This is a genomic window from Pristimantibacillus sp. Z349TD_6 (assembly GCF_056173205.1).
Genome location: NZ_CM149662.1, coordinates 3635557 through 3647949, shown reverse-complemented (window position 1 = coordinate 3647949; position 12393 = coordinate 3635557). Strand labels below are relative to the sequence as shown.

12 protein-coding genes are annotated in these 12393 nt (G+C 43.4%); all 12 read right to left on the bottom strand.

All coding sequences use genetic code 11. The features are described 5' to 3' along the window. Position 1: 1 nt before the first annotated feature. The 12 genes from AC0VYE_RS15695 to fliR are packed head-to-tail and all read right to left on the bottom strand — an operon-like array spanning position 2 to position 12389. Positions 2-787: a FliA/WhiG family RNA polymerase sigma factor gene (locus AC0VYE_RS15695; RefSeq protein ID WP_054028962.1), complete on the bottom strand. Its 786-nt coding sequence runs from the start codon at positions 785-787 to the stop codon at positions 2-4. Between the two features lie 4 nt (positions 788-791). After that, a complete protein-coding gene (locus AC0VYE_RS15690; protein WP_076269170.1) occupies positions 792-1229 on the bottom strand; it encodes a hypothetical protein in 438 nt (145 codons plus the stop codon). Between the two features lie 2 nt (positions 1230-1231). Then, positions 1232-1726, bottom strand: coding sequence for a chemotaxis protein CheD (locus AC0VYE_RS15685; RefSeq protein ID WP_076269169.1), 495 nt, complete (start codon positions 1724-1726; stop codon positions 1232-1234). Further along, entirely contained in the window at positions 1723-2343 is a 621-nt protein-coding gene (locus tag AC0VYE_RS15680; protein WP_076269168.1) for a chemotaxis protein CheC, read from the bottom strand. Before AC0VYE_RS15680 ends, AC0VYE_RS15685 begins: the two co-directional genes overlap by 4 nt. Positions 2344-2346: 3 nt before the next feature. Continuing rightward, positions 2347-2808, bottom strand: a complete 462-nt coding sequence (locus AC0VYE_RS15675) for a chemotaxis protein CheW (RefSeq protein WP_076269167.1) — start codon at positions 2806-2808, stop codon at positions 2347-2349. Between the two features lie 13 nt (positions 2809-2821). Next, a complete protein-coding gene (locus AC0VYE_RS15670) occupies positions 2822-4906 on the bottom strand; it encodes a chemotaxis protein CheW (protein ID WP_475449029.1) in 2085 nt (694 codons plus the stop codon). Between the two features lie 44 nt (positions 4907-4950). Next, positions 4951-6312, bottom strand: coding sequence for a protein-glutamate methylesterase/protein-glutamine glutaminase (locus AC0VYE_RS15665; protein ID WP_475449027.1), 1362 nt, complete (start codon positions 6310-6312; stop codon positions 4951-4953). Positions 6313-6338: 26 nt separating this feature from the next. Then, on the bottom strand, positions 6339-7208 hold the full coding sequence (locus AC0VYE_RS15660; protein WP_076269164.1) for a MinD/ParA family protein: 870 nt from the start codon (positions 7206-7208) through the stop codon (positions 6339-6341). Continuing rightward, the gene (flhF, locus tag AC0VYE_RS15655) at positions 7205-8434 is read right to left on the bottom strand and encodes a flagellar biosynthesis protein FlhF (protein WP_475449025.1); all 1230 of its coding nucleotides are present in this window, start codon (positions 8432-8434) and stop codon (positions 7205-7207) included. The genes AC0VYE_RS15660 and flhF overlap by 4 nt, the downstream gene beginning before the upstream one ends. After that, a complete protein-coding gene (gene flhA / locus AC0VYE_RS15650) occupies positions 8431-10461 on the bottom strand; it encodes a flagellar biosynthesis protein FlhA (protein ID WP_076269162.1) in 2031 nt (676 codons plus the stop codon). Before flhA ends, flhF begins: the two co-directional genes overlap by 4 nt. A 22-nt stretch (positions 10462-10483) precedes the next feature. Continuing rightward, the gene (gene flhB, locus AC0VYE_RS15645; RefSeq protein WP_076269161.1) at positions 10484-11578 is read right to left on the bottom strand and encodes a flagellar biosynthesis protein FlhB; all 1095 of its coding nucleotides are present in this window, start codon (positions 11576-11578) and stop codon (positions 10484-10486) included. A gap of 13 nt (positions 11579-11591) precedes the next feature. Further along, positions 11592-12389 (bottom strand): flagellar biosynthetic protein FliR, encoded by a 798-nt coding sequence (gene fliR, locus AC0VYE_RS15640; RefSeq protein ID WP_076269160.1) that lies wholly within the window; start codon positions 12387-12389, stop codon positions 11592-11594. Between the last annotated feature and the right edge of the window lie 4 nt (positions 12390-12393).

Here is a 12393-nt window from a genome sequence, read left to right as displayed (position 1 = left end):
TTTAATGTTGCATGAGTTGATCTTTATGCTTAGCCAAAGCTCCTCGCAGCCTCAAAATCGCTTTAGAATGGAGCTGGGATATTCTCGACGGTGATAGTGACATTACTTCAGCAATTTCACTTAATGATAGTTCCTCATAATAGAAGAGAGAAACGACTGTTCGTTCCTTTTCCGTAAGTCTTTCAATCCCTTTAACCAATGATTCTTTCAAATAAAACTCATGAACCTTATGATCCGGGTTTTTCGCCTTATCGTCCACTAGCAAAGACATTCTTGTCTCCGATTCCTCTTCACGAATCGGGTCCTCCAATGAGCAGACCGTTGTTACCGCAATATCTTGCAGCATATTAATGAATTCTTTCTCCGTTACATCAAGGTAGCGGCTAATTTCTGCATCTGTCACAGAACGCAAATATTGCTGCTCTAAATGCTGATATGCCTCTTCTACTCGTTTGGCCTTCTCTCGCACAGAACGCGGGACCCAGTCGCCTTGTCTTAAGCCATCTATTATAGCGCCGCGAATGCGCCATGATGCATACGTTTCAAACTGCAAGCCGCGGCCGTAATCAAATTTTTCAATTGCGTCAATAAGACCCATTACGCCATTGCTTGCAAGGTCATCTCTAATGACGTTTTTTGGGAGTCCAATGGCCATTCGATTCGTTACATAATCAACCAGCGGCAAATATTGTTCAATCAACGTCTTTTTCGCTTCCAAATCGCCTTGTTCTCTCCAGGCTTGCCACATCTGCAAGTTTGTCAAATGAGGGGTCTTCTGCTCAATCATCGACTCACTCTCCTGTCAGGTGACGAATGGCTTTAACCAATTCTTCAGGCTGTGTATTTTTTGTATTTAACAATTGCGGAGGATTTAACGGACGAAAATCGCTTGCATCATCTTTCTGTGTTTCGATTGGCTGCTTGCCGGCACCATCTTTAATCTGTGATTTCAACAATTGATTGATATCTTCTGACTCATCAGGTGTCTGTAAATCTAGCTGACTGCCTTTTCCTTCTTCATCTTCAATTTCCGAGCCTATTAGTGCTGGCGGTTGAAGGATGTATGCCAATATTGCCCGTACTCCATACGCAAGAACAAAAAAAGCGATGAAAGCATACATACTTCTAAGCAGCATAACAGTAATCGGATTGTTACCGATTGAGAAAGCTACCGTAAGCACGGTGCCGAAAATTCCAAATACGACATTCCATCGCCATGTTCCGAACATTTTTAAATCTCCTTTGTTCCAAATTGCACACTTCTTATGGAAAGCATTCCGCTAGTACTGTCAAACTCTATCGTTCTACCAAAATTTCCGCCCGTATCTTGAGAGATAATCGGAATTTTGAATCTTCTAAGCATTTCTGTACAGGATTCAACATTGCGCGGGCCAATTCTTAGCGAATCACTGTGTCCAGACATAGCAAACATTTGAGCTCCACCAGCCATCTTAGCTTTCATGCGTTCAATGTATGCACCTGCTGCTATCATTCGATCAAGCAGCTCGGGTATGGCGGTATCTGCATATTTAGCTAGATTCATTTTGGTCTCACGGGCAATGTCTGAAGATGGCAGCATGACATGTGCCATACCGGCTATTTTTCGCGTTGGATCATACAAGGTAAGTCCAACACATGAACCTAAGCCGGTCGTTTTGAGTATCGCCCCATCCGTTGCAATATTTAAATCTGCCATGCCGACTTTGACCAAATTTTGTTGTATCATTCGCTAACGACTCCCAAAGCCCTAAAAATTTTCTCAAACGACTCTGGATCTGGAATGAGGAAAAAATGTCCTTCAAGCGACTGACAATCCTCCAAAAAGGTCGTTTCAATAAGTAGGGCCGAGTCCCCCATCTCTCCGTATTGCATTAAACCGTAGCTAAGCACGGCACCTGCCATATCTACTGCTATAGCGGGTACGGAGGGGGCCATTGCTAAATGAGTGAAATCAGCTAATGAAGATAAATAAGAACCTGCTAAAATATTGCCAATCTCACAAAGAGCAGACAGTTCCATTTCTGAATAACCGTCCTGCTCTTCAATATTTAAGGAAAGCAGTTGACGCAACAATCGCCTTGCCGAATCTTCTTCAATGATAAAAAACATGTTGCCGGGAGCTTCTCCCTCCACTCGAAGAAAAACAGCAATGACGATTTTTTCCGAACCGCCAACACGCTCCGCCACTTCTTCAAATGGAAGCAAACTTACCTTCGGCACCGCCATATCAACTGGCTTATCTAACAAACGGGATAATGCCGTAGCAGCATTGCCTGCTCCAATATTGCCGACTTCTTTCAATACATCTAATTCAAATGCTTCAAAGCGGCTAAAAAGGTTCACAAGTTATACCTCAAGCTGCTCAAGTTGAATTATTTCATTCTTGTTGAGCACTTCGGACAAGTTCAGCATGATGAGAAGTCGACCTTCACCAAGCTTTGCAATGCCTCTTAAGTATTTAGCTTTAATGCCTCCAACAATTTCGGGCGGCAAATCAATCGTATCTGTATCAATGTCGATGACATCATTCGCCGAGTCTACGATGAATCCAACTTCGATGTCAGCCACTGAAACAACAATGATTCTTGAGTTTTCTGTAGTTGCCGTTTCCGTTAGATTGAATCTGCCTCTCAGGTCAATGACAGGAACGACCACACCGCGAAGGTTAATAACCCCTTTAATAAAAGTAGCTGTCTTCGGAACGCGTGTAATTGGAGACAATCTTTCAATCGTACGGACCTTGTCTACTTCAATTCCATACTCTTCGCTGCCTAGTGCAAACACGATAACCTTTAATTCTTCTCCCATCGTAAAAACCTCCCTATTTGATAAGTGCATTCGGATCGATAATCAATGCGACATAACCATCGCCAAGTATCGTTGCGCCGGAAATTGCTTTAATATTCGTTAAATATTTGCCCAGCGTTTTTAGCACGATTTCACTTTGACCAATAAATTCATCGACCATTACTGCTGCCCACTTCTCGCCTTTACGAACGACTACAATTTCCGTTTCAAGCTCGTCATTCTCATTAAAATCAGGAGAGTCAAGCACTTTGCTTAGCGATACTAGAGGTATGATGGTATTTCTGAACTCTATCATTTTGTTGCCATGCACTTGAAGAATTTGTTCTTTGCGGATAATGCCTGTCTCAACGATCGAAGACAATGGGATAGCATACTTCTCCGACCCCAGCTTGATCAGCATTGCGGAAATAATGGATAGCGTAAGCGGCAATTGAACAGAAAATTTCGTTCCTCTACCAAATGCAGAATCTATCGTTACGTTTCCGCCTAGAGAAGTAATTTTTGAACGAACGACGTCTAGACCAACACCGCGTCCGGATATGTCCGAAATTTTATCTGCGGTACTGAAGCCTGCCGCAAAAATAAGCATATTAATTTCATCCGGCGTCAGCAGTTTTGCTTCGTCAGCCGTGACGACGCCATTTTTAATGGCTGTTTTTAGAACTCGTTCATGGTGTATGCCGCGGCCATCCTCTTCCACTTCAATGAAGACATGATTTCCGCTATGGAACGCGCGCAAGAAAATCGTACCGGTTTCTGGCTTGCCTGCTGCAATTCTCTCTTCCACCGTTTCGATTCCATGATCAACCGAGTTGCGCAATAGATGAACAAGCGGATCTCCAATTTCGTCGATAACCGTACGGTCAAGTTCCGTATCGGCTCCTGTAATAACAAGATCGATTTTTTTGTCTAGCGATTTTGCTAAATCTCTAATCATACGAGGGAAACGATTGAATACAGAATCCACAGGTACCATGCGAAGCTTAAGTACAATACTTTGAAGATCAGAGCTCACGCGCGCCATATGTTCCACAGTTTCAGTCAAATCACTGCGTTTGATTTCACTAGATAGCTGTTCCAGCCTAACCCGGTCAATAAGCAATTCGCTAAACAAGTTCATGAGCGTATCGAGTCTCTCAATGTCTACACGAATCGTCTTCGACACATTAGCTGGTGTGCTGGCAGCAGGTGCCGATCGAGCTTGTCCTTTTGCTGCTTCAACAGATGTAACTGCCGCTTCGGATTGCGGTGCAGCAGGTTCAGCAACTTCGACAACCTCTACTGCCGCAGCTGCGTTAGATTGGCCGAGCACGGCTAAAGACTCTGCATCCAAAGAAGTGACAACAGCGGATTCAATTTCTGAAATATTGAGCAGCTGTGCTTGAAGATCTTCCTGCTGCAAGCGTGAAATCGTAAACACCGTAAAAGTGAAATTGAATTTTTCTTGTTCAATGTCTTGAACGGACGGATCTGATTTAATAACTTCACCATTGCGCTCTAGCAAATCAAATACCATATAAGCACGAACGGCTTTTAGCAAGCAATTATCGCGAATAGCGATTTGAATATGAAAAACGTTATGTCCTGTTTCTATCGATTGAAGCAAAATCGAAGATTGAAACTCATCAAGCAGCATCGCCCCTGATGCGCTTGATTCTGCAGCACTTGGTGCATTAGCCGCTACGGTTGGAGCCTGAGTCGCTTTGCTTGCGCTATAATCGCTTTTCAAGATGATTTGCAGCGATTCAACGATCGAGGTAACGTCCGCTTTTCCTGTACCGCCGTCCACAATATCCTGAACCATTGCTTCAAGCGCATCTAACCCTTTAAACAAAGTGTCAAAAATAAAGCTGTCCATTTTTAGCTTGCTGTTGCGAACGAGGTCAAGCACATTTTCCATTTCATGCGTCAGCGCTGCTAAATCTTCAAAACCCATCGTAGCTGACATTCCTTTGAGCGTATGCGCTGAACGGAATATATTTTGAACGATACTTAGCTCCTCAGGCTCGCTTTCCAGACGAAGCAAATTTTCATTCAAGGATTGCAGGTGATCATTAGATTCATCGATAAACATCGATAAATAGGCATTCATATCCATTTCCTAGCACCTCCTGTTAGTATGGTGAAGCCATTCTAGCCTATCTATTTCAGCACTGCTTGCTTCAGTTGCGATGCAATATGCTGCAGTGGCAATACTTTACTCACACATCCAGCTTCAACAGCCGATCTCGGCATTCCATAAACGACACAGGTTTCTTCAGCTTCTGCTATGGTCGTTTCAATTCCACATTCGGATAACAGCTTCATCCCCTTCGCCCCATCGCTGCCCATGCCTGTCATTATGACCGCATGACGCTTCAGTTCGCGATATTCAGCCAAGGATTCAAACAATACATCTACAGAAGGACGATGTCCGTTGCGCTGCGGCTGTTCAGTGAGGGCAATCGAGTAGCTAGAAGCATCTTTGACAAGCTCCATATGAAAGCCGCCAGGTGCGATATAGGCAACGCCAGCAACTACTTTCTCTCCCTGCTCTGCTTCTACGACATGAATCTCGCTAAAGCTGTCTAGCCGCTGAGCTAACGATTTGGTGAATTTGGGAGGCATATGCTGTACGATAAGCACCGGTGCTGGGAAATCAGCTGGCAAAGAAGTGATTACCTCATGCAATGCTCTAGGACCGCCTGTCGAAGTTCCAATGGCTACGATATGTTTAAAGGTAGAAGCTGTCTGGACTGTCTTTGCTTTTTTTGTTGAAGGTGGCTCAGTGAAATGAGATTTAGGTTCAGCCTGCGGTACCTTTTCGACTGATTTGCGAGGTGCAATCTTAGATTTGGCATCGTTAGGCTTTGCTTCATCTTGCATATTGCTTATAAGCTTATTATGTAAAGGGGGAACCGAGCGTTGTTGCCCTTGTTTATCTTCCGCTTTCTTGAACGGCAATTTGTTCCGATCTTTAGCAGAAGTAGACAAGGCTTCAAACGGCAGCTCCTCATGGTGTAAAATGTTGTTCGAAACTACTTCTTTTTTCGCTTTTGGCAAGCTGCTATCATCTGCTTTTGTTTCTTGTTTCTCGCTAATCGTAATCACTGGCTGATAACGCTTCGTTAATACTGCGATACGCAATTTCTCAAGCAGAACCTCTCCAACTTGGCGAATATCATTTGAGATCGTTGCAGAAGGTTTTCTAATGAAGTCGAATGCACCAAATTGGAGTGCTTTAATCGTTTCTCTTGTATTGTCTTCGCTTATACCTGAGAGCATTATTACAGGAGTTGGATGATCCTTCATAATAATCTGCAATGCGTCAATTCCGTTCATTAACGGCATTTCAAGATCTAAGGTAACGACATCCGGTTTCCATTCACGAACTGCTTCTATTGCTTCATGACCGTTTTTAGCTGTAGCTACGATCTTAAACTGTGAATCTTGAATGATTAAATCACTAATGATCTTTCGCATAAATGCGGAATCATCTACAACTAGTACGCGATAAGGAACCATTCCATTTCCTCCTCACTTCCAAAGGATTATCTTGAGAGTCTGAACATTTTATGCAGAAATCCTTTGACACCGCCGTTAATTGCAGTATTCTGTGGTATTTCAAGAAATTGCTTAGCGATCCGGTCAATAGCAACGGATGCTTCGCTTCCAGGATAGGCTACAGTAAAGGGCACTTGACGCTTCACAGCTTTTGACACATTTGGGTCATCCGGCAAAATACCAAGATGCGGCAAATCGGATTGAAGAAACCTGTGTGCAACCATGCTAATTTTATCAGCGGTTTGTTTTCCTTCACGGAAATCAGCGGCTCGATTGACAATTAATTTGAAGTGAACATCCACCTCCATCGCTTTAACCATCTTAATTAATGCGTAAGCATCTGTAATTGAAGTAGGTTCGGGCGTTGTCACAACGATTGTTTCTTGCGCTGCAGTTATAAATTTAACCGTTTCCTTCGATAGGCCTGCGCCAGTATCAAACAAGATTACATCATACCTGCCATGCAGCTTGCTAATCTCATCAGCGAAACGGTCAAGCTGCTCTGTAGACAAATCCATCAAATCTCTAAAACCAGATCCACCTGCAATAAAGCTCAGCCCTTCCGGACCTTCCTGCACGATTTCCCAAATTGTTTTCTCCTGCTTGAGCAGATGATACAAATTGTACGTGGACGAAACGCCCATAAGCACATCAATGTTGGCCATTCCGATATCTGCATCAAAAACGAGCACTTTTTTACCCAATCGTTGGAGCGCTAATGCAAAATTCAAGCTGAAATTCGACTTTCCAACTCCGCCCTTACCGCTCGTTACCGTCACTACACGAGTCGTGCGGCCTTCATCTTGAAGCTCCTGCTGCTTGACTAAATTACGTAATGCTTCAGCTTGATCCATCATAAACTATTGCTCCCGAGCAGTTGCTTAACGTATGAATCCACTTGAAACTTCTCGATATCGTCCGGAACGGTCTGCCCACTCGCCATATAGGTAGGAAGCAATTCAAAATTCATAATTAGATTAAAAATTGCTCCGTAAACCGATGTTTCATCAAGCTTTGTAAACAACACTTTTCGAACGCCGTATTTGCAAAAATGATTGGCTACTGCTGACATATCTTTCGTCTTGCCAGTCATGCTAAGCACAAGCACCGTTTCGTTAGCCTCGGTCGTTTGAAGCAAGCTGTTGACCTCTGATACATGAAGCTCGCTGCGGAAGTTTCTCCCAGCTGTATCCATATAAATGAGTTCTCGTTCTTCAAGCTGCTTGAAAGCACGGGGCAAATCCATCTGCGAGAAAACGACCTCTAGCGGCACGTTCAAGATATTGGCATAAGTTCTGAGTTGATCCACAGCTGCAATTCGGTAGGTGTCCGAAGTAATGAACCCCACTTTCCTGCCCTGCTTGATTGTTTGTTCAGCTGCAAGCTTCGCAATAGTCGTCGTCTTGCCAACACCGGTTGGACCAACAAAATGAACCACTCTTACTTGGCTGCTAATGCTGCTGCCACTGTAGGGTTGCAGCCACTCTTGCAGCAGCTCTGCCGCATGCTCCCATATTTGTTCCTTTGAAAAGACAATTTTTGCTTCGGATTCTTTGTCAGAAATAGCTTGTATCAAACGCTCAATCCACTGCAATTCCATTTCTTGTTCTATCAAGTGTTCTCTCAGTGCAATCAAGTGCTCTGACATAGAAATAAGATTGTTTTGCTGTTTCGAGAGTTTTAACATGTATTCTCTTAAATCTCGAATCTCATCGATGATGAATTGCTCTCGTTCTATTTTGTCCTTCTGAAGCTCTGCAATCGGTACTGAAGAAACTGCTTGAACGCTTGGCGGCTCCATTACAGCCGTTGCTGTTCGCTGCGCCGTTTGCAAAATTTGCTCAACGACCGCATCCACTTGAGGATCCGGGTTTCGCTGAGGTTTTGCTTGGGGACTCGATTGATTCGCTTGATTCGATTCGATAGCGGCGATAACCTCCATCTTTTTCTTACGAAACATCCCCATAAAGCCGCCTACTTTAATTTCCTTCGTATTCAATATAACTGCATCTTTCCCAAGCTCGCTTCGAATCAGAGAGACCGCTTCTGGCAATGCACTGACGACATATCGTTTTACTCTCATAGATTCACCACCCCGACACTCTGAACTTCAATATTTGGTTCAAGCTCACTGTAAGAAAGTACGGGTACATCCTGCATCGTTCTCTCCACAATTTGTCTCAAATACATCCGAATGGTAGGTGATGCGAGCACAACAGGCTGTTGGCCAGCTTGGATCTGACGATTTACATGCTCATTGAGCTTCTGGTAAATCTGTTGAGTGGAAACGGGATCTAGTGCAATATAGCTGCCTTGATCCGATTGCTGCACAGATTCAGCAATTTTTTTCTCAAGCTGCGGTCCTACTGTTATCACTCGTAACGTATCGCTACCAGATGAAAACTGCTGTGTAATTTGTCTTGATAGCGACTGACGTACATACTCTGTCAATATATCAGGGTCTTTCGTATAGTTTCCATGATCCGCTAATGCTTCAAAGATAGTAACAAGATCTCGTATAGACACCTTTTCTCTTAGAAGCTTCGACAACACTTTTTGTACGTCACCAATGGTAAGAATAGACGGTATAAGTTCATCAATAAGCGCAGGATAAGACTCTTTTACATTTTCTACGAGCTGCTTCGTTTCTTGACGTCCAATCAGCTCATGTGCATGTCGCTTAATAATCTCAGTTAAATGTGTAGCAACGACTGAAGGCGGGTCAACGACTGTATAGCCGGAAAGTTCGGCACGTTCCTTCATTTGCTCATCAATCCAAATCGCAGGCAATCCGAAGGCTGGTTCAGTTGTTTCAATACCAACGACCGAATCATCCTCAAATCCCGGGCTCATGGCCAAATAATGATTAAGCAGCAAATCGCCCCGAGCGACGGTGTTGCCTTTAATTTTGATGACATACTCATTTGGCTTCAGTTGAATGTTATCCCTTATCCGGATGACTGGTACGACGAGCCCAAGCTCCAGCGCACATTGCCTGCGTATCATAATGATTCGATCAAGCAAATCTCCTCCCTGCTGCGTATCCGCAAGTGGGATAAGACCATAACCAAACTCAAATTCAATCGGATCGACCTGCAAGAGGCTAATTACACTCTCTGGACTGCGAACCTCTTCAATTTGCTGTTCTTCGACAAGCATTTCTTCTTGCTCTTGTTGCTTATGTATAGCTTTCTGCATATACCAGCCGCCAAAGGCCAGCATAATAGCGAATGGCCAAGTTCTTAATGGTCCGATTGGTGTAAGGCCTAGCAAAGCGATTGTTCCAGCTGCAATAAATAGCAGCTTCGGGTATTTGAATAGCTGAGCGGTTACATCCTCTGCCAAATTCCCCTCTGATGCTGCTCTAGTTACGATAAGGCCAGCAGCTGTGGAAATAAGCAATGCAGGTATTTGGCTGACGAGACCGTCACCAATTGTCAGGATCGAGAACGTCGAAAGCGACTCGCCAAAGCTCAAGCCATGAATCGCCATACCAATGATAAATCCGCCAACTAAGTTGATGACTAGAATGATAATGGAAGCAATCGCATCACCCTTTACAAACTTGCTGGCACCATCCATTGCCCCGTAAAAGTCCGCTTCACGTTCGATTTTGGAACGACGTGCTTTCGCTTGATGTTCATTAATCAAACCAGCGTTCAAATCTGCATCAATACTCATTTGTTTACCCGGCATCGCGTCGAGCGTGAATCGTGCTGCAACTTCCGCTACCCGTTCAGAACCTTTCGTAATAACGATGAACTGCACGACTACGAGAATGAGGAAGACGATAAATCCAATGGCAATTTCTCCACCGCCAACCCAGCTGCCAAACGTAGCAACGACTTCCCCTGCTTCCGCATGTGACAAAATATTTCTAGTGGTAGAAACGTTCAGCGCAAGTCGGAATAAGGTAGTGATTAGTAGAATTGCCGGAAATATAGAGAAATCAAGAGCTTCCTTTGTATTCATTGCAATAAGTAATATCATCAATGCTATCGAAATGTTTAAAATGATGAGTATATCGAGTAGTAGGACTGGGATCGGGATTATCATCATGAGTACAATTCCAATTACGCCAAATAGTATTACAAAGTCCTTTGCTTTCATGACGCCTCCACCTCCCGTAGTGTTATGATTTCAATCGGCCTTTCATCTTATATACATATGCGAGCACCTCAGCCACAGCTTGGAACAGATCTGGAGGTATGACATCCCCAATCTCCGCTCGTTCATAAAGCGCTCTGGCAAGCGGTTTATTTTCCATTGTCACAACACCGTTTTCTTTCGCTATTTCTCTAATGCGAAGCGCTACATGATCCATGCCTTTGGCGATGATTCTTGGCGCTTCCATTTTGGTTGCATCATATTTCAATGCAATAGCGAAGTGTGTAGGGTTGGTAATGATGACATCCGCTTTAGGAACCTCTTGCATCATACGCTGCATGGCCATTTTGCGTTGACGCTCACGAATGCGGCTCTTAATGATCGGGTCACCTTCAGATTTTTTGTATTCATCCTTAATATCCTGCTTAGACATTCTCAAGCTTTTGTTATGCTCATAACGCTGATAGAAAAAATCTGCTAATGCGAGTACGGCGAGCACAACACCAATTTCTATTCCTAGTTTTATCGTTAAACCAGCGGTAAAACTAAATATTTGTTGGATTGGCAAGCTAGCAAGCACTAATATACGGTTCCATTCTTTCGATATGGTCATATATACAAGCACTGCTACAATAAGCAGTTTTAAAACACTTTTCAAAAATTCGACTACTGTTTTAGCTGAAAAAATTTGCTTAAAGCCGTTGATCGGGTTCAATTTGCTTAATTTCATTTTTAGAGGATCACCGGTTAGCAAAAAACCGTACTGTACAACGTTGCCGAGGACACCGACAAGAACGGTTACCGCAAAGATTGGCAGTAAGATTAGCAGCATTTCAATTGCTACATCATTGAAGAGCGACATAATGTTGCCTGTCGTAACATCCATCAACAGCCAGTCTTCAAACAGATTGCCGAAGAGCATCATGATATGTGTCTTGAAATAATTGCCCATCATAATGAAGCTCATAAAAACAAAAATTAATATTAATGAACCCGGCAAATCAGCCGATCTTGCAATTTGACCCTTTTTTCTTGCTTCATCCTTTTTCTTCGGAGTTGCTTCCTCAGTCTTCTCTTGACTGAAAAGCTGCAAATCAAGCTCTAGACGGTAATTTCGCATGGGAAGCTTCCTCCTATTTCACGTCAGGCGGCGGTCCTTGCACGATACCGAATAACTGCTCCAAAGCATCAAACATGATGGAAAACAATCTTTCGAATATGCCAGCAAGACTTGGCATTAACAACACTAGCAAAATCATGCCTATAATTAGCTTTAGAGGTATCCCGATTACAAAAACATTGAACTGAGGAGCGGTTTTGGTTAAGAAGCCTAATCCAACATCCGTCAGAAACATCGCTACTACCAAAGGCGCTGACACTTGAATGGCCAGCAAAAACGTGTTTGCGAATGTTCTTGTTAAAAAATCAGTAATGCTGCCGCTCATTATTCGGCTAAATAAATCATTGGACAAAGGCATCCATTCGTAACTGTCCATAAGGCCTGTTAATAAAAAATGATGACCGTTCATCATTAAGAAAACAACTAAGATCATCATGTATTTAAAATTGCCGAGCAATGGGGCTGACGTACCTGTATGGGGATCTACGATATTTGCCATTGCAAAACCAACCTGCAAATCCATTAAGGCTCCCGCGGTCTGAACGACCGTGAAGAACAAGTAGACTACATACCCAAGCAGTACGCCGACCAATATTTCTCGAACCAGAACCAAAATATATTCAGCGTCCGGAACCATCGTCTGCTTCACACCGTACGTTAAGAAAACGATAAACGAGATAAAAAATCCGAGCCCAATTTTGAAAACATTCGGCACGCCTCGCGACGAAAAAACAGGCGCTACGACGAAAAACGCAGTTATTCGACAAAAGATTAACAAAAAAATAGGGAAACCCTGTACGATCGCGTTCATACAC

Excerpts from the sequence above, each read along its gene's own strand:
- AC0VYE_RS15695 (WP_054028962.1), bottom strand. The coding sequence starts at position 787 with ATGATTGAGCAGAAGACCCCTCATTTGACAAACTTGCAGATGTGGCAA.
- AC0VYE_RS15690 (WP_076269170.1), bottom strand. The coding sequence starts at position 1,229 with ATGTTCGGAACATGGCGATGGAATGTCGTATTTGGAATTTTCGGCACC.
- AC0VYE_RS15685 (WP_076269169.1), bottom strand. The coding sequence starts at position 1,726 with ATGATACAACAAAATTTGGTCAAAGTCGGCATGGCAGATTTAAATATT.
- AC0VYE_RS15675 (WP_076269167.1), bottom strand. The coding sequence starts at position 2,808 with ATGGGAGAAGAATTAAAGGTTATCGTGTTTGCACTAGGCAGCGAAGAG.
- AC0VYE_RS15670 (WP_475449029.1), bottom strand. The coding sequence starts at position 4,906 with ATGGATATGAATGCCTATTTATCGATGTTTATCGATGAATCTAATGAT.
- AC0VYE_RS15665 (WP_475449027.1), bottom strand. The coding sequence starts at position 6,312 with ATGGTTCCTTATCGCGTACTAGTTGTAGATGATTCCGCATTTATGCGA.
- AC0VYE_RS15660 (WP_076269164.1), bottom strand. The coding sequence starts at position 7,208 with ATGATGGATCAAGCTGAAGCATTACGTAATTTAGTCAAGCAGCAGGAG.
- flhF (WP_475449025.1), bottom strand. The coding sequence starts at position 8,434 with ATGAGAGTAAAACGATATGTCGTCAGTGCATTGCCAGAAGCGGTCTCT.
- flhA (WP_076269162.1), bottom strand. The coding sequence starts at position 10,461 with ATGAAAGCAAAGGACTTTGTAATACTATTTGGCGTAATTGGAATTGTA.
- flhB (WP_076269161.1), bottom strand. The coding sequence starts at position 11,578 with ATGCGAAATTACCGTCTAGAGCTTGATTTGCAGCTTTTCAGTCAAGAG.
- fliR (WP_076269160.1), bottom strand. The coding sequence starts at position 12,389 with ATGAACGCGATCGTACAGGGTTTCCCTATTTTTTTGTTAATCTTTTGT.